Below are 15,337 nucleotides of genomic sequence, written 5' to 3'. Positions count from 1 at the left end.
GAGCCCAGGAAGTCGTTACACGTTTCACGAAAAAAGTCCGGAAAAGATTCTGTGAACACTTTGAGTGACTTCTCCCTCACTGAATGTAGACAAAATGAACGGATATACGCCTGGAAGCAGCAAAATCCCGGCCACCAGCAACGCCGGTACGACGATCAGCCGCTCGACCCAGCTGTTCGTACTGAACCGGAGCAGCCGCGGCAGGCGGATCTCGTACCAGGTCTCGCCGCGAATCGGGAGCGGCCAGAGCCATGGACACCCGGAGCGGGTCAGACTGTCGCCCAGACAATGCGTGAACATGCCGAGACCGACGGCCACCCCGATCCACCCACCGATGCCGCTCAGCCCCGCCTGAAGCGCATCGGCGGGCGTCGTACCAGGAAGCGCCGTACCGAAGACGGAGTAGGCACTGGCGCCGAGGACTGCGAACAGGACCCAGTCGCCGAGCACGTGAGCTGCCAGGAGCAGACCGGTGGCCGCGATAGCTAGCACTGCCCACTTGCCGCGGTCCCCCAGGCTTGCGGCCAGTAGGCCGAGACCGATCGCGGCCGCGAGGGTGTGCGTGGCGTGCCGATGCTTGCCGGTGCTGTCCTCGTCACGAGGACCCTTGGTGAGACTGTAGAGCGCGCCCGAAAGCCTGCGAATCAGGGCGGAGATCAGCCCGGTGATCGGGCCGAGGAACCGCGACGCGCTCCCGCCCGGGTGATCCAGGTCCGGCACCAACGCGTAGCCGGCCGTGGCCGCGGCGAACGGCACCACCTCGGCCACCGAGGTCAACCCGACCATTGGAGCCACCGCCAACCCCAGAACCCACCCCGACAACGCATGCGACCGCCCCATCATGGTGCGCCTCACTCCCCTCCAGCAGACCCCCATCTTCTCAATCCAGCCTCAGCAGTCCCAGTAGCCACACCCGTCACCGGCATTTTGCATAATCATTCAGAGGCATGCATACTCTTCCTATGTCCAAGGTGCTTACGTCGTTGCCGGTTGGTGAGCGGGTCGGGATCGCGTTCTCGGGAGGTCTCGACACGTCGGTCGCGGTCGCGTGGATGCGCGACAAGGGAGCGGTGCCCTGTACCTACACCGCCGATCTCGGCCAGCCCGACGAGCCCGACATCGCGTCGATCCCCGGGCGAGCCGCGGCGTACGGCGCTGAGCTGAGCCGGCTGGTGGATTGCCGCGCGGCGATGGTCGAGGAGGGCCTGGCCGCGCTCGCGTGCGGCGCCTTCCACATCCGGTCGGGTGGGCGGACGTACTTCAACACCACGCCGATCGGGCGGGCAGTGACCGGGACGATGCTGGTCCGGGCGATGCTCGACGACGACGTCCAGATCTGGGGCGACGGGTCGACGTTCAAGGGCAACGACATCGAGCGGTTCTACCGGTACGGCCTGCTCGCGAACCCGCAGCTGCGGATCTACAAGCCGTGGCTGGACGCGCAGTTCGTGCACGAGCTCGGCGGCCGTAAGGAGATGTCGGAGTGGCTGGCCAGCCACGACCTGCCGTACCGGGACAGCGTCGAGAAGGCCTACTCCACCGACTCGAACATCTGGGGCGCCACGCACGAGGCGAAGACGCTCGAGCACCTCGACGCCGGGGTGGAGATCGTCGACCCGATCATGGGCGTCGCGCACTGGGACCCGTCGGTCGAGATCGCCACCGAGGACGTCACCATCGGCTTCTTCCAGGGCCGGCCGGTGACGATCAACGGCAAGGAGTTCGGTTCCGCGGTCGACCTCGTCCTCGAGGCGAACACGATCGGCGGCCGGCACGGCCTCGGCATGTCCGACCAGATCGAGAACCGGATCATCGAGGCCAAGTCGCGGGGCATCTACGAAGCCCCGGGCATGGCGCTCCTGCACGCGGCGTACGAGCGGCTCGTGAACGCGATCCACAACGAGGACACCCTCGCGAGCTACCACAACGAGGGCCGCAAGCTCGGCCGGCTGATGTACGAAGGCCGCTGGCTCGACCCCCAGTCGCTGATGCTGCGGGAGTCCCTGCAGCGCTGGGTCGGTACGGCGGTCACCGGTGAAGTGACGCTGCGGCTCCGGCGGGGCGAGGACTACTCGATCCTCGACACCACCGGACCGGCGTTGTCGTACCACCCCGACAAGCTGTCGATGGAGCGCATCGAGGACTCCGCCTTCGGCCCGGTCGACCGGATCGGCCAGCTGACGATGCGGAACCTCGACATCGCCGACTCCCGCGCCAAGCTGGAGCAGTACGCCGGACTCGGCATGTTCGGCGTCGAGAACCCCGCCCTGGCCGCCTCCACCAAGCTGATCGGCGAACTGCCCACCGGCGGCGCCGACGCCATCGCCTCCCGCGGCGAGGCCTCCGAGGAAGACATCCTCCTAGACCGCGCCGCCATGGAAGCCGGCACCGACTGACCCAAACGCGACCGACAGTCAGGCGTCGTAGTCGACGGTTACGGCTGAGGTGGTGGGGTGGGATTGGCAGGTCAGGACGTAGCCGGCTCGGATTTCGTCGGGTTCCAGGGCCCAGTTGGTGTCCATGCGGACTGAGCCGTCGAGGACTTTGGCTCGGCAGGTGCCGCAGACGCCGCCTTTGCAGGCGAAAGGGGCGTCGGAGCGGACGGCGAGGGTGGCGTCGAGGATGGGGCGGGCGTGTTCGCCTAGGGGGAAGGTGGAGCGGCGGCCGTCGAGGACGACGGTGACTTGGGCGGCGTCTTCGTCGACTGCCTCTTCGACCTGGGGCTTGGGGGCTTCGTCGCCGATGTGGAAGAGCTCGGCGTGGACATGTTCGCGGGCTACGCCTTCGGCCAGCAGGAGGTCTTGGGCGCCGACGACCATGGCGTACGGGCCGCAGAGGAACCAGTCGTCGACAGTTGCGATCGGCAGGATGGTTGCGAACATCCGCTGCAACCGCTCCACGTCGATGCGGCCGCTGAAGAGTTCCACCTCGGTCGACTCACGCGACAGCACGTGCACGAGGTGCAGGCGCTCGGCGTACACGTCCTTCAAATCGGCCAGCTCGTCCGCGAACATCACCGAGCCCGCAGTGCGGTTGCCGTAGAGCAGTGTGACGCGGCTGGACGGTTCGACCGACAGGATGGTCGCCACCAACGAGAGCACCGGTGTGATGCCACTACCCGCGGCCAGGAACGCGTAGTGCTTGGCGTTGGCGGGGTCGAGCGTCGTACCGAAGCGGCCGAGCGGCGTCATCACCTCGAGCTCGTCGCCGACCTTGAGCTCATGCGCCGCGTACGCCGAGAACGTGCCACCGGGGATCCGCTTCACCCCGATCCGCAGTACGCCGGAACCCGCAGGCGAGCAGATCGAGTAGCTGCGCCGCACGTCTTCACCAGTACGGCGAATTGTCAGGTGCTGGCCCGCGGTGAAGTCGTACTCCCCCGCGAGCTCCTCCGGTACGGCGAACGTGATCGCCACCGAGTCGTCGGTGATCGCCTCGATCGCCGCCACCTTGAGCGCGTGGAATGTCGCCCTGCGCCGGGCAGCCACAGTAGTCATCTAGATCGCCTTGAAGTGATCGAAGGGCTCACGGCAACTGTTGCAGCGCCAGAGCGACTTGCAGGACGTGGACCCGAAGCGGCTGAGCTCCGACGTGTCAGGTGACCCACAGAGCGGACACCGCAGAGTCAGCGACAGCATCACCGGTCCACCGACAGCACGGCGACCGGTGGGCGGCGCGATCCCGTACTCGGTCAGCTTCGCCTTGCCTGCCTCGCTCATCCAGTCCGTCGTCCACGCCGGCGACAGCACGGTCTCAACACGACCGTCGACGTGCAACGACTGCAACGTCAGCTCTACCTCGTGCCGGATCAGATCCATCGCCGGACAGCCCGAGTACGTCGGTGTGATCGTCACGACGACCTCATCGCCCTCGTGCCGCACACCACGCAGCACTCCGAGGTCAGCGATCGTCAGCACCGGCACCTCGGGGTCAGCGACCTCACCGACTGCGTCGAGGATCGCAGCGTCGGTCACCATGTCGCCCCCGGGTGTGAGCGCGCCACGTGCTGCAGCTCTGCGAGCAGGTACCCCATGTGCTCCGTGTGCCGACCACTCCGGCCGCCCTTGTGCTGGTACGACGACTCTGGCCGGCTGCACGTGGATTCGTCGATCACCGCGAGCACCCGGCGTTCCCACTCATCCCGCAGACCAGCCGGATCCACAGCGACCGGGAGCCGCCGTACAAGCTCGTCGGACTCGAACATCTCCGCGGTGTACGGCCAGAGTGCGTCCAAACCGGCCTGCATGCGGCGGTGGCTCTCCTCAGTACCGTCACCCAGCCTGATGACCCACTGGGTCGCGTGGTCGACGTGGTACGCGACCTCCTTGACCGCCTTCCCCGCCACACCGGCCAGCGTCTCGTCCGTGCCGGTACGCAGCTCGTCGTACAGGAGATGCTGGTACGTCGCGAAGTACAGCAGGCGGGCCATGGCGTGCGCGAAGTCGCCATTCGGCAGCTCGCACAGCTGCAGGTTGCGGAACTCGCGCTCCTCCCGGAAGTACGCCAGGTCGTCCTCGGTGCGGCCGTCCATCGAACCGGCGTACTGCAGCAGCGTCCGCGCCTGGCCCAGCTGGTCGAGCCCGATGTTGCCAAGGGCAACGTCTTCTTCGAGCTGAGGCGCGGCCGCGATCCACTCGGCCATCCGCTGCGCGGCGATCAGCGCGTCGTCACCGAGCCGGAGCGTGTAGTCGAAGAGGTCGGTCACAGGTGCTCGACACCTTCCGGAACCTCGTAGAACGTCGGGTGCCGATAGACCTTGTCGCCTGCCGGGTCGAAGAACTCGTCCTTCTCATCCGGACTGGACGCGGTGATGTCGGTCGCCCGCACCACCCAGATCGAGACACCCTCCTGACGCCGGGTGTACACGTCACGCGCGTTCCGCAGCGCCATGGTCGCGTCAGGTGCGTGCAGCGACCCGACGTGCGTGTGCGACAACCCACGCCGCGACCGAACGAACACTTCCCACAGAGGCTCAACGGTCATGCCACAGCCTCCTGCTGCTTCGCTGCGTACGCCGCTGCGGCCTCCCGGACCCAGGCGCCGTCCTCGTGCGCCTTGACCCGATGGGCAAGCCGCTTCTCGTTGCACGGCCCGTTGCCCTTCACCACGGCGTACAGCTCGGTGTAGTCCGGCTCAGTGAAGCTGTAGTGCCCAGTGCTCTCGTCGTACACCAGTCCGTCGTCCGGCACGCGCAGCCCCAGCACATCCGCTTGCGGAACAGTCATGTCGACGAATCGCTGCCGCAGCTCGTCGTTGCTGTGCCGCTTGATCCCCCACGCCATCGACTGCTCGGAGTGCGTCGAGGACGCGTCCGGCGGACCGAACATCATCAGCGACGGCCACCACCAGCGGTCTAGCGCGTCCTGCGCCATCGCCTTTTGCCCCTCGGTGCCGTTGCACAGCGTGTGCAGGATCTCGAAGCCCTGCCGCTGGTGGAACGACTCCTCCTTGCAGACCCGGACCATGGCTCGCGCATACGGCCCGTAGGAGCAGCGGCAGAGCGGCACCTGGTTCACGATCGCGGCGCCGTCGACCAGCCAGCCGATCGCACCGATGTCGGCCCAGGTGAGCGTCGGGTAGTTGAAGATGCTGGAGTACTTCTGCCGGCCGGTGTGCAGCATGTCCAGCAGGTCGGCCCGGTCCACGCCGAGCGTCTCGGCGGCGGCGTACAGGTAGAGGCCGTGACCGGCCTCGTCCTGGACCTTGGCCATCAGGATCGCCTTGCGGCGCAGCGAGGGCGCGCGGCTGATCCAGTTGCCCTCCGGCTGCATGCCGATGATCTCCGAGTGCGCATGCTGCGCGATCTGCCGGATCAGGGTCTTGCGGTAGCCGTCGGGCATGGCGTCCCGCGGCTCGATCCGGCCGTCGGCGTCGATCGTCGCCTGGAAGCTGTCCATGAGCGCAGCATAGCCCAGATGTGACACTTTTTCTCCGGATCGACAACAGGTGTCACAAGGGTGGTGCTGGACCTACCCGTGGGAGTGGGTTCAGCGCACTGGGTCGGGCTGGCTAGCAGCGGGAGGATCGTCTCAACAGTTCAAGGGCTAAACAGTTCTGAGAGGCAGACTCCAGTGACGATCCAGCAAACCCTCCCGGCCACGGATCACCGCGGCCCGGTCACCGGTAAGGAACGGGCCCTCGCCCCCGACCTGATCCGCGGCGCGATGCTGCTGCTGATCGGGCTGGCGAACAGCGCGAACTTCGCCTTCGCCGGCCAGCCCGGCGTGGAGAGCGCGCCGCACGGGTTCGAGCGCATCCTCAACTTCCTCAAACTCACCTTCGTCGACGCCCGGGCGTACCCGGTCTTCGCGGTGATGTTCGGGTACGGCCTGGTCCAGCTCGCTCGGCGACAGCGCTCCTCCGGCGCAACGCCCGGTGCGGTCCGGCGGATCCTGCTGAAGCGCAACGCGTGGCTGATCGCGTTCGGCGCCGTACACGCGACCCTGCTGTACTTCGGCGACTTCCTCGGCGCCTACGGCATCGTCGGGATCATCTGCACCCTGCTGCTCCTCAACCGCAGCGACAAGTTCCATCGGATCGTCATCGGCATCTGGGCGTTCGAGATCGTCTACGTCCTCTACCTGGCGATCCATAGTGCGGCTGCGACGCTGGCCAGCTCCGGACCGGCTCATGCACTCACCAACGAGCCCAACCCGTCGCTCGCAGCATCGTCGTACGGCGCGAGTCTGCTGGAGCGACTGCACGAGTACCCGCTGCACACCGCCAGCGTGATCCCGTTCGTCATGGTCGTCTGGCTGGGTATCTGGGCCGCCCGCAAGCACATCTTGGAGAACCCGGCCGCACACCGCACGCTGCTCACCAGAGTCGCCGTAGTCAGCATGAGCATCACAGTGCTGGGCGGTCTGCCGCTGGCACTGGTCGGTGCGGGCTGGCTGCACGTTGACGAGACCGCAGTCGCTTCACTGAACATGCTGTCGCATGTGAGCGGGATGTTCGGTGGTCCCGGGTACGTCGCTCTGTTCGGCCTACTGGTCGCCCGCATCACCACCCTGTCGCTCCCGGTCCGCGCGATCTCCGCACTGGGTCAGCGGTCGATGTCGGGGTACCTGTTCCAGTCGGTTGCGTGGATGGGCCTGCTGGCACCGTTCACTCTGGATCTCGGGCACCGATTCGGCAGTACGGCGTACGCGGCACTCGGATGCGCGGTTGCGGTCTGGCTGGTCTCGGTGATCGGCGCCTATCTGATGAGCCGCCGCTCGTACCGCGGTCCGGCGGAGACCCTCCTGCGCCGGCTCGTCTACTGATTGAGAGGATGGGCAGCGTGAGTGACTTCGGCGTACCTGAGCCTGCAAATCTGTCCGACCTGTCCGGTGAACCGCCGGTGGCCGAGACCAGTGTGCGGCTCGCGCTGCCCGCCGAGGCGAACGCGATCGGCGAGATCCAGGTAGCGGCCTGGCGGGCGTCGTACGCCGGTCTGCTGCCGGCCGACGTACTGGCCGACCTGAACCCAGCACAGTTCGCCGCCCAGTGGCGGGCCGCACTGATCGCCCCCGGCGAGGCCCGCAACCGGGTGATGGTCGCACTGGCCGGCCGCACCCTGGTCGGGTTCGCGGCCATCACCGCCTCGGACGACCCGGACGCCGACTCCCAGCACGACGCCCTGATCGCGGAACTAGCAGTCCAGCCGGACGCCACCCGCGCCGGCCACGGCTCCCGCCTCCTGAACGCAGTCGTCGACACAGTCCGCGCCGACGGCTTCCGCCGGGTCACCGTCTGGGTCAACTCCACCGACGACGTCTCCCGCGCCTTCTACACCGAAGCCGGCTGGGCCCCTGACACCGCACACCGCGAGCTCGACCTGTACGGCGACGGTTCGGTCCGCATCAAGCAGATCCGTCTCCACACCGACCCCTCAGCTGAGGTGTAGCCCGCACCCCACGGCGTAGGCCCTCGCCAACCAGTCCTCGACCTCAGCGTCCACTTCACTCGGGTCGCTCAGCCGGAAGGCGTGCAGGACGTTCCGTGGCGAGTACACCTCCACCCGCCGAAACCGCGGGCCAGCCAGCTCCTCCGCCAGCACGACGTGCCCGTCGAGCTGCCCCAGCGGCCGACAGGTGTGGGTCTGGTTCCGCTGCGCGAACGTCCGCCCGCACCGCTCACACCGCCACATCAGGCCACGCAGAACTCGTTCGCCTCGGGGTCCTGCATGACGACGAGGTAGCCGTCCGCCTCGTCCATCCGCCGCAGCACGCTCCCACCGAGCTCGATCAGGCGATCCACCTCGGAATCGACCGCCGTACGACGCTCGTCGCCGGACAGGCCGGGTGCGACCTTGATGTCGAGGTGCACCCGGTTCTTGGCCACCTTTGCCTCCGGCACCTGCAGGAAGAAGATGTCCGGCCGGTCCCGCACCTTGTCCACCAGCGTGCGCCCGGTCGGCCGCTGGTCCACCGGGATCTGCTGCGCGTCCGCCCAGTCGTCCCAGGTCAGGAAGCCGTCGGGCACCGGCGTCGGGAAGTCGTACCCACCGAGCGCACGCATCCAGAAGCGCGCCACCCGATCCGGCTCAGCGCAGTCGAACACTATGTGCAGGTCAAACGCCGTCATGCACCGACTCTAGGGCAGTCTTGGCCGCATGAGCGAGGTGCGAGTCAACGAGGTCGGGGACATGGTGCTGACGGGCGCGGCGGCGATGCGGACGCTGGCGGATCCGGTGCGGCTGGCGATCACGGACCGGCTGACACGGCACGGGGCAGCGACGACCGAGGAGCTCACGGAGGCCGTTGGGGTCGGTGCGGCTGAGCACGCGGAGCAGTTGGCCGCGGTCGGCCTGGTCAAGCGGGACGGCGACACGTGGGAGGCCTGTGGGCGGGGCATCTTCTTCGAGATTCCGGAGGACGGGGACGTCGAGGTTCAGCAGGCGGCGCGTGCGTTGAGCAGTGCGATGTTGCTGAGCTATGAGCACCTCCCGCGCCAGTGGGTCGAGGGGACCGAACCGGAGCTGGAGCTGGATTGGGCTCGCTCGGCGGGGTTGTTCAACGCGGGGATGTGGCTCACCGCCGAGGAGTTGCGCAAGGTGCAGGAGGACCTCGAGGTTCTGCTGATGCCTTATCTGCAACGCAAGGAGCCGACGCCGGACTCGCGGCGGGTGCGGATGCTCGCGTACTTCCTGCCGCCGAAAAGCGACTAGCCGGGGGTGGTGCTCGACCCCGGCCGCCTGGCATGACAGATTGCGACGGTCCGATCACGCTTTGCCGTTGGAGTCTGTATGAAGCTCGCCTCCCTGGCCGTCGGCCTGGGGCTGTCCGCCGCTGCTGTCCTGATCGTTCCCGGCTCGGGTGCGACCGCCTCGATGCGGACGGGGGTGATCGTCGACAAGGCGCGGCCGGTGGCGAACAAGTACCTGCAGCAGAAGCTCAGCTGGCGGCGCTGCGGTGACGAGGAACTGCGGACCTTCTGCACGAAGATCGCCGCACCGCGCGACTGGTCCAACCAGTACGGCGGAACTGACATCGAGCTCGCGGTCAGCAAGGTCACCCCGGAACGCGGTAAGCCCAGCCGGGTCGTGTTCGGCAACCCGGGTGGACCAGGCGGTGCCGGGCTCGGAATGGCGCCGTACCTGGCGAGCCAGAAGCCACTGGCCAAGGACCACCTCGCAGTTGGCTTCGACCCCCGCGGTACCGGCGACAGCACCAACGTCACCTGTCAGGGCGCACCGGGCTACTCGATGGACGCCCGCGACCGCGACCCGTCGAACCTGGACCTGATCTCGCAAGCCTCCAAGCTGGCCCAGCCGTACTGCGACCGGCAGTCCCGCGGGCTGCTCCCCTACGTCACCACCGCGCAGACCGTGCAGGACATGGACCTGATCCGCCAACTGCTCGGCTTCGACAAGATCGACTTCGTCGGCTACTCCGGCGGCACCTGGCTGGGCGCGTACTACCAGACCTACTTCCCGCAGCACGTCGGCCGCTTCGTGCTCGACTCGAACACCGACTTCACCAGCCCGTGGATCAGCACGTTCGCGGCGCAGCCGGCCGCGTTCGAGCGGCGGTTCCAGCAGGACTTCGCGACCTGGGCGGCCAAGTACGACGACAAACTGCACCTCGGTACGACGTCCCGCCAGGTGGTTCGCAACTACGAACGGTTACGGGCGGCGCTGAAGAAGCAGCCCGTGATCGAGGAGTTCATGGACGGCTCGATCCGGATCACCTACGACCAGAACACCCTGGACGACATGGTTTCCGGGGATTTGTATACAAAACTCGACTTCTACTCGCTTGCCCTTGATCTGGCATTTCTCCGCGAACTTTCCGAAACCCAGACAAAGGGCGGACCGCGCGCCGCACAAGCCCTCGTCGACGCGCTCTCACCGGCCCGCCAGCAAGAACTCGTTCGCCGGGCGCACCGCAGTACCGTCGGTCTGCCGGCACGCGGTCTGTCCGCGGCGGGCGACGACTACGAGGACGCGACCTTCACGGCGATCACCTGCAACGACACCGCTTGGCCGCAGGGCCGCGAGCACGCCGACCAATTGGCCGGCCGCCTCGGCCCGCGGAACCCGCTGATCGGTTGGAGCATGAACGAGAACCCGTGCTTCTACTGGGACCGCCCGCAGCTCACCATGCCGCACCCGACCGGCGCCGGCCTGCCGACAACCCTGATGGTGCAGAGCCAGAACGACCCGGCCACCAGCTTCACCCTGGCTGCCGAAGCCCACCACCGGTACGCCGGATCGCGGCTGCTGACGATCACCGGCGAGGGTGATCACGGCGTGTACGGCGGGGTGAACAAGTGCGCCGATCGGATCGTCAACGCGTTCCTCACCACCGGCAAGACCCCGGCCACCGACGTGAGCTGCCGCGGCGAAGGTATCCCGGCACCGTCCACTCCGGAGCCGATCGAAGGTGAGGGCGGCGAGGCCGCCACCGGTTCACCGTTGCGCCGGGTTGCCGGATTCACCGCAGCCCTCTCCGGATATCTCGGCTGAAATCATCACGAATTGGCACCGGCCAAACGCTTGACCCAATTCCGGAGCCGCACCGGAAATCACCCACTGACAGGCACCGGTTACGGTCGGCGAAATCCCGCAGATGCCTTCGTTGTCAGGACATATTTGTCAGGGCGATGTCAGGGTTACGTCCCTGTGCGACAGAGCGTGACATCGGCCACTCTTGTTTCAGCGCGGGAGGGCCGGGCGTCGACCGGGAGGGCTCGACGAAAGGCTCGCTCGCTGGACGTGGCTTCGGCCGGCTGCAGGTGGGGGGACTGCCTGGGGGGTCAGACAGAGGCGCAGCCGGCCGGGTCACGCACACGTACGATCCCGCGCATCCCAGATCCCTCGCGGGGCATCGTCGATCCCCCAGGTCGTGATGCCTCGCGAGGCATATCCCCTGCCGATCAGCAGCTCTGGTGGACTGCTGATCGGACAGGTCACAGATACCTGGACCGGTCCGGATCAGGTGCGGGGCTCTGGACCGGGTAGCCGTCGGCCACGGCTGCCAGCGGGGCTGAGCGCCCCGCTGTCCACGCCGTCCGGAAGACGCGCCGGTCCAGCGATGCCTCGACCGCACTGCGCGTCGCCTGGTAGTCGGCCTTCTCCACCTGCGGTACCGGTGCCTGGATCACTTCGCGTACGCCGTCCGCCGCACCGAGCAGGAATGCGGCGTACTCGCTGCGTTCTCGCTGCTGAGCAACCGCAGCGAGCTCTTCGAGCACACTGGCCGACCGCCACCTGTCACCGAGGTCTCGATGCTCAGCCAGGCTCTCGTCGAGCAGGTGTACCGCACGCTCGGTCAGACCGCGACGCCGTTCGACTATGCCGAGCTGGTTGAGCGACCACGCCACACCCTCGCGATAGCCGAGTCGCTGCGACAGTGTGAGGCTCTCCTGCAGCAGGGTCTCCGCCTCGACCAGCTCACCCTTGTACTGCGCGATCGCGCCGAGGCTGATCAGCGACCAGGCGAGTCCTTCGCCGTCGCCCAGTCGCCGGAAGCTGTCCCGCGCCCGGCCGCACCGGCGGGCACCGACATCCAGATCGCCCCGCAGCCAGGCCACGAAGCCAAGGTGGTTGTGCGCCCACGACATCCCGGACTGGTCACCGAGCTCCTCGAACAGGTCGTAGCTCAGGCAGTGCAGGTCCTCCGCAGTCCCGTAGTCGCCGCGCTCGCGCGCCACTCCCCCGAGTCGCTGCAGCACCAACGCCGTACCGGCGGTGTCCTTGAGTTCCTTGTACTGCGCGAGTGCGGTCTCGAGCCGAGTTGTCGCCACGTCGTACTCGCACTGCAGGAACGCCAGCATGCCGGCACCGAGATTCGCCTTCGCCAGCGCGGGTGTCGCGTCATCGGTGGACGGCGCCAGAGCGAGCGAACGCTCCAGCCACTGGCTGCCCTCCGCATAGTGGCCGCGCAGGTAGCAGAACAACCAGAGTGCGCCAGACAGCCGCAACGCTTCGCTCACTGACCTGGTCTGCAGCGCCCACGCCATGGCAGCGCGCAGGTTGTCCAGCTCACTTTGCAAACGTTCGAGCCAGTCCTCCTGGCTCGCACCGCGCAGCTCACGCTCCGCCTGCTCAGCCAGTCCGATGTAGAAGTGCGCGTGCCGGCTGACTGCCTCGTCCACGCTGGACGTCGTCTGCAACCGGTCCGCTGCGAACTCCCGGATCACCGCGAGCATGTAGTACCGCGCGACGCCGCCGCGCCTCGTGACCCGGATCAGTGACTTGTCCACGAGGCGTCCGGTCAGGTCGAGTGCCTCGGCCCTCGCGACCGGTCCGGGTGCGTCCTCACCGGACATCACCATCGCGGCCGCGCTCAGGCTCCAGCCGCCGACGAAGACCGACAGTTGCGCGAAGACATCGCGCTCCGCCGGTGTGAGCAGGTCATGGCTCCACTCGATCGCACCGCGCATCGACTGTTGCCGCGGCGACGCCGTCCGGTCGCCACCGGCCAGGATGCCGAACGACGTCTCCAGCTCACCGGCCAGCTCTTCGATCGTCATCACGTTCGTCCGGGCGGCTGCCAGCTCAATCGCCAGCGGCATGCCCTCGAGCCGCCGTACCACTCGGGCCACCTGCTCCAGCTGGCCGTCCAGGTCGTACCCGCGCGCCCTGGCCCGATCCACGAACAGCTGGACCGCAGCCGCTGCCTCGGACCGACCATCAACCGGGGGCAGCGCGAGCGGTGGTACGACGTACACGTTCTCACCGGGGACCCGGAGCAGCTCGCGGCTGGAGGCGAGGATGGACAGGTTCGGGCAGGACTCCAGCAGCGCAGCGCACACCTGGCCGACGCTCGAGACCACGTGCGAGCAGTTGTCGAACGCCAGCAGCAGGGTGCGCTGGCCGATCTGCTCGGCGATCTCTTCGGTCAGCCGGGCGGTGTCCATCGGGTGCAGCCCGATCGAAGCGGCGACGGCCGCAGCGACGCCCTGTCCGTCGGTGAGCGACGCGAGCGGCACCCAGCACACGCCGTCCGCGAAATCATCGGGGAGCTCGCTTGCGACCGCCATGGCGAGCCGGGTCTTGCCGACACCGCCCGGACCGGTCAGCGTCAACAGCCGGGTGATGCGCTGGCCCAACAAGCGCTTGGCCGTACTCAGCTCGACAGTCCGCCCGATCAGCTCGTTCGGCGGGGCGGGTGGTCGTCTGAGCACCGGCTGCGGTGAGTCGGACTCGTTCCGGGCGGAGGTGGTGAGCTGACTGCGCTCAGCGCTGTTCAGTCGCAGGGCGTCCGCGAGGAGCCGCAGAGTGTGCGCTCTCGGCGCACGGCGACGACCCCGCTCCAGCGCCGCGATCGCGTCGACACTCAGACCGGCCAGCTCCGCCAGGCCCTCCTGCGACAGCCCGGCGTCTCGCCGATGCCGGCGCAACAAGCCGCCGAACCCAGCCCCCTGCACGTCGTCCGAACCGCGGCGAGATCCGTCGGACGACACAGGACGGCTCCACCCAGTTTCCGGCCTCGACGTGGCGGTTGCCACGTACGTTTCCCTTGAAAATATCCTTATCCGGCCCGCATTGTCAGTCAATCGCCGCAGGTTGCCAGCGAACTCACAGGTAACGCCCAGTACCAGATCACTGCGTTCCGGCGGCGTGCCGGGCGATCGCCTGGCGCATGGTGGCCCGTGCCCGCTTGCGATCTCCGGCGGCGTCGTACGCCGTCGACAGGCGGAACCATACCCGCCAATCGTCCGGCGAAGCCTCCGCTTCGGCCCGGTACTGCTCGAACGCCGCGTCGGCCGCGGCCCGGTCGATCCGCCCGGACGGTCGCCGCGGCAGATCGTCGACCGGCAGCCCGCCGGCCGCCTCCAGCTCGCGGGCCAGTCCTTCGGTCTGGGTGCCGAACCGCAGCTCGCGCCAGACCAGATACGCACCGAGCACCGGAATCACCAGTACGGCGACGCCGAGGCCGACCGCGACCGGATCCCCGGTCCCGATCAGCAACACCCCGCGCCAGCCGAGCAGAGCGGCGTACGCGATGAACACGACCGCCAGGACGATCGCCGCCTGCTTGGCCTTCATTTAGTCCAGGTCCATGAAGTGCTCGAGCCCGACCGTCAATCCCGGCGTGTTGACGATGCTCCGTACGCCGAGCAGCACACCGGCCATGAATGACACCCGGGCCATCGAGTCGTGCCGGATCGTCAGCGTCTCGCCCTCGTCACCGAACAGCACCTCCTGGTGCGCGATCAGCCCGCGCAGCCGGACACCGTGCACCCGGATCCCCTCGACATCCGCACCACGAGCCCCGTCGAGCGCGGTCGTGGTCGCATCCGGGATCGGCGCGCTTCCGGCCTCACGGCGAGCAGCCGCGACCAATTCCGCCGTACGGCGTGCTGTCCCGGAGGGTGCGTCGACCTTGTCGGGGTGGTGCAGCTCGATGATCTCGACCGACTCGTAGAACCGGGCCGCCTTGGCCGCGAACTGCATCATCAACACCGCGCCGATGGAGAAGTTCGGGGCGATCAGTACGCCAACCCCCGGTGCCGCATCCAGCCACGACTGCAGCTTCGCCAGCCGCTCCTCGTCCCACCCGGTGGTCCCGACCACCGCGTGGATCCCGTTCGCGATGCACCACTCGAGGTTGTCCATCACCACCTCAGGCCGGGTGAAGTCCACCACGACCTGAGCACCCGCCTTCGTCAGCTCAGCCAGGTCGTCCCCCTGGTCCAACGACGAAACCAGCTCCACGTCAGCGGCCTCATCAACCGCCAGGCACGTCTGAGCGCCCATCTTCCCCTTGGCCCCCAGCACCCCAACCTTGATCATCCGCGCCCTCTCACCCGATCCCGTCAACCCCCCAAGGATCTCATCCACCCCACTCATCCCCCGCGAGCCCCACCGACCTTCGCCCCCGCGCCCAAAGATGGGCCCGCTGCT

General features: G+C 67.7%; 16 protein-coding genes. 5 read left to right on the top strand and 11 right to left on the bottom strand.

What is annotated here, in order from left to right:
* Window positions 1-24: 24 nt before the first annotated feature.
* A complete protein-coding gene (locus tag ABD231_RS15370) occupies window positions 25-840 on the bottom strand; it encodes a metal-dependent hydrolase (protein WP_344151236.1) in 816 nt (271 codons plus the stop codon).
* Between the two features lie 122 nt (window positions 841-962).
* Here ABD231_RS15370 and argG point away from each other — a divergent pair, with 122 nt between their 5' ends.
* Window positions 963-2,396 carry an argininosuccinate synthase gene (argG, locus tag ABD231_RS15365; RefSeq protein WP_344151146.1) on the top strand — a complete coding sequence of 478 codons (1,434 nt, stop codon included), beginning with the start codon at window positions 963-965 and terminating at the stop codon, window positions 2,394-2,396.
* Between the two features lie 18 nt (window positions 2,397-2,414).
* On the opposite strand, the gene paaE is transcribed toward argG, so the two are convergent.
* From paaE to paaA, 5 genes are read right to left on the bottom strand one after another with little or no spacing between them, the layout of a single operon-like run.
* Window positions 2,415-3,497 (bottom strand): 1,2-phenylacetyl-CoA epoxidase subunit PaaE, encoded by a 1,083-nt coding sequence (gene paaE, locus ABD231_RS15360; protein WP_344151143.1) that lies wholly within the window; start codon window positions 3,495-3,497, stop codon window positions 2,415-2,417.
* Window positions 3,498-3,977: a 1,2-phenylacetyl-CoA epoxidase subunit PaaD gene (gene paaD / locus ABD231_RS15355; RefSeq protein WP_344151140.1), complete on the bottom strand. Its 480-nt coding sequence runs from the start codon at window positions 3,975-3,977 to the stop codon at window positions 3,498-3,500.
* The gene (gene paaC / locus ABD231_RS15350; protein WP_344151137.1) at window positions 3,971-4,705 is read right to left on the bottom strand and encodes a 1,2-phenylacetyl-CoA epoxidase subunit PaaC; all 735 of its coding nucleotides are present in this window, start codon (window positions 4,703-4,705) and stop codon (window positions 3,971-3,973) included. Before paaC ends, paaD begins: the two co-directional genes overlap by 7 nt.
* Entirely contained in the window at window positions 4,702-4,983 is a 282-nt protein-coding gene (gene paaB / locus ABD231_RS15345) for a 1,2-phenylacetyl-CoA epoxidase subunit PaaB (RefSeq protein WP_344151134.1), read from the bottom strand. The genes paaC and paaB overlap by 4 nt, the downstream gene beginning before the upstream one ends.
* Window positions 4,980-5,897 carry a 1,2-phenylacetyl-CoA epoxidase subunit PaaA gene (gene paaA, locus ABD231_RS15340; RefSeq protein WP_344151131.1) on the bottom strand — a complete coding sequence of 306 codons (918 nt, stop codon included), beginning with the start codon at window positions 5,895-5,897 and terminating at the stop codon, window positions 4,980-4,982. Before paaA ends, paaB begins: the two co-directional genes overlap by 4 nt.
* A 174-nt stretch (window positions 5,898-6,071) precedes the next feature.
* Between paaA and ABD231_RS15335 the strand changes: the two genes are divergently transcribed.
* Window positions 6,072-7,265: a DUF418 domain-containing protein gene (locus tag ABD231_RS15335; protein ID WP_344151128.1), complete on the top strand. Its 1,194-nt coding sequence runs from the start codon at window positions 6,072-6,074 to the stop codon at window positions 7,263-7,265.
* Between the two features lie 17 nt (window positions 7,266-7,282).
* Window positions 7,283-7,888, top strand: a complete 606-nt coding sequence (locus tag ABD231_RS15330) for a GNAT family N-acetyltransferase (RefSeq protein ID WP_344151125.1) — start codon at window positions 7,283-7,285, stop codon at window positions 7,886-7,888.
* On the opposite strand, the gene ABD231_RS15325 is transcribed toward ABD231_RS15330, so the two are convergent.
* Both ABD231_RS15325 and ABD231_RS15320 read right to left on the bottom strand, forming a co-directional pair.
* Window positions 7,874-8,131 carry a DUF5655 domain-containing protein gene (locus tag ABD231_RS15325; protein ID WP_344151122.1) on the bottom strand — a complete coding sequence of 86 codons (258 nt, stop codon included), beginning with the start codon at window positions 8,129-8,131 and terminating at the stop codon, window positions 7,874-7,876. The genes ABD231_RS15330 and ABD231_RS15325 overlap by 15 nt on opposite strands.
* Complete coding sequence (locus tag ABD231_RS15320; protein WP_344151119.1) at window positions 8,131-8,568, bottom strand: VOC family protein; 438 nt, start codon at window positions 8,566-8,568, stop codon at window positions 8,131-8,133. The genes ABD231_RS15325 and ABD231_RS15320 overlap by 1 nt, the downstream gene beginning before the upstream one ends.
* Window positions 8,569-8,596: 28 nt before the next feature.
* Between ABD231_RS15320 and ABD231_RS15315 the strand changes: the two genes are divergently transcribed.
* Both ABD231_RS15315 and ABD231_RS15310 read left to right on the top strand, forming a co-directional pair.
* The gene (locus ABD231_RS15315) at window positions 8,597-9,151 is read left to right on the top strand and encodes a helix-turn-helix domain-containing protein (RefSeq protein ID WP_344151116.1); all 555 of its coding nucleotides are present in this window, start codon (window positions 8,597-8,599) and stop codon (window positions 9,149-9,151) included.
* Window positions 9,152-9,229: 78 nt separating this feature from the next.
* On the top strand, window positions 9,230-10,951 hold the full coding sequence (locus ABD231_RS15310; RefSeq protein ID WP_344151113.1) for an alpha/beta hydrolase: 1,722 nt from the start codon (window positions 9,230-9,232) through the stop codon (window positions 10,949-10,951).
* A 443-nt stretch (window positions 10,952-11,394) separates the two neighbouring features.
* Here ABD231_RS15310 and ABD231_RS15305 read toward each other — a convergent pair whose 3' ends face one another.
* The 3 genes from ABD231_RS15305 to dapB all read right to left on the bottom strand — a co-directional run bounded on the left by ABD231_RS15305 (window position 11,395) and on the right by dapB (window position 15,226).
* Window positions 11,395-13,893 carry an ATP-binding protein gene (locus ABD231_RS15305; RefSeq protein ID WP_344151110.1) on the bottom strand — a complete coding sequence of 833 codons (2,499 nt, stop codon included), beginning with the start codon at window positions 13,891-13,893 and terminating at the stop codon, window positions 11,395-11,397.
* Window positions 13,894-14,032: 139 nt separating this feature from the next.
* Window positions 14,033-14,479: a hypothetical protein gene (locus tag ABD231_RS15300; RefSeq protein WP_344151107.1), complete on the bottom strand. Its 447-nt coding sequence runs from the start codon at window positions 14,477-14,479 to the stop codon at window positions 14,033-14,035.
* Window positions 14,480-15,226 (bottom strand): 4-hydroxy-tetrahydrodipicolinate reductase, encoded by a 747-nt coding sequence (dapB, locus tag ABD231_RS15295; protein ID WP_344151104.1) that lies wholly within the window; start codon window positions 15,224-15,226, stop codon window positions 14,480-14,482.
* Between the last annotated feature and the right edge of the window lie 111 nt (window positions 15,227-15,337).

The sequence above is a fragment of the Kribbella yunnanensis genome, assembly GCF_039529655.1.
GTDB classification, from domain to species: Bacteria; Actinomycetota; Actinomycetes; order Propionibacteriales; family Kribbellaceae; genus Kribbella; species Kribbella yunnanensis.
Note: the sequence above shows the minus strand (reverse complement) of the source record. Positions and strands in the feature narration are given on the sequence as shown.

Excerpts from the sequence above, each read along its gene's own strand:
- ABD231_RS15370 (WP_344151236.1), bottom strand. The coding sequence starts at position 840 with ATGGGGCGGTCGCATGCGTTGTCGGGGTGGGTTCTGGGGTTGGCGGTG.
- argG (WP_344151146.1), top strand. The coding sequence starts at position 963 with ATGTCCAAGGTGCTTACGTCGTTGCCGGTTGGTGAGCGGGTCGGGATC.
- paaE (WP_344151143.1), bottom strand. The coding sequence starts at position 3,497 with ATGACTACTGTGGCTGCCCGGCGCAGGGCGACATTCCACGCGCTCAAG.
- paaD (WP_344151140.1), bottom strand. The coding sequence starts at position 3,977 with ATGGTGACCGACGCTGCGATCCTCGACGCAGTCGGTGAGGTCGCTGAC.
- paaB (WP_344151134.1), bottom strand. The coding sequence starts at position 4,983 with ATGACCGTTGAGCCTCTGTGGGAAGTGTTCGTTCGGTCGCGGCGTGGG.
- paaA (WP_344151131.1), bottom strand. The coding sequence starts at position 5,897 with ATGGACAGCTTCCAGGCGACGATCGACGCCGACGGCCGGATCGAGCCG.
- ABD231_RS15325 (WP_344151122.1), bottom strand. The coding sequence starts at position 8,131 with ATGTGGCGGTGTGAGCGGTGCGGGCGGACGTTCGCGCAGCGGAACCAG.
- ABD231_RS15320 (WP_344151119.1), bottom strand. The coding sequence starts at position 8,568 with ATGACGGCGTTTGACCTGCACATAGTGTTCGACTGCGCTGAGCCGGAT.
- ABD231_RS15315 (WP_344151116.1), top strand. The coding sequence starts at position 8,597 with ATGAGCGAGGTGCGAGTCAACGAGGTCGGGGACATGGTGCTGACGGGC.
- ABD231_RS15310 (WP_344151113.1), top strand. The coding sequence starts at position 9,230 with ATGAAGCTCGCCTCCCTGGCCGTCGGCCTGGGGCTGTCCGCCGCTGCT.
- ABD231_RS15300 (WP_344151107.1), bottom strand. The coding sequence starts at position 14,479 with ATGAAGGCCAAGCAGGCGGCGATCGTCCTGGCGGTCGTGTTCATCGCG.
- dapB (WP_344151104.1), bottom strand. The coding sequence starts at position 15,226 with ATGATCAAGGTTGGGGTGCTGGGGGCCAAGGGGAAGATGGGCGCTCAG.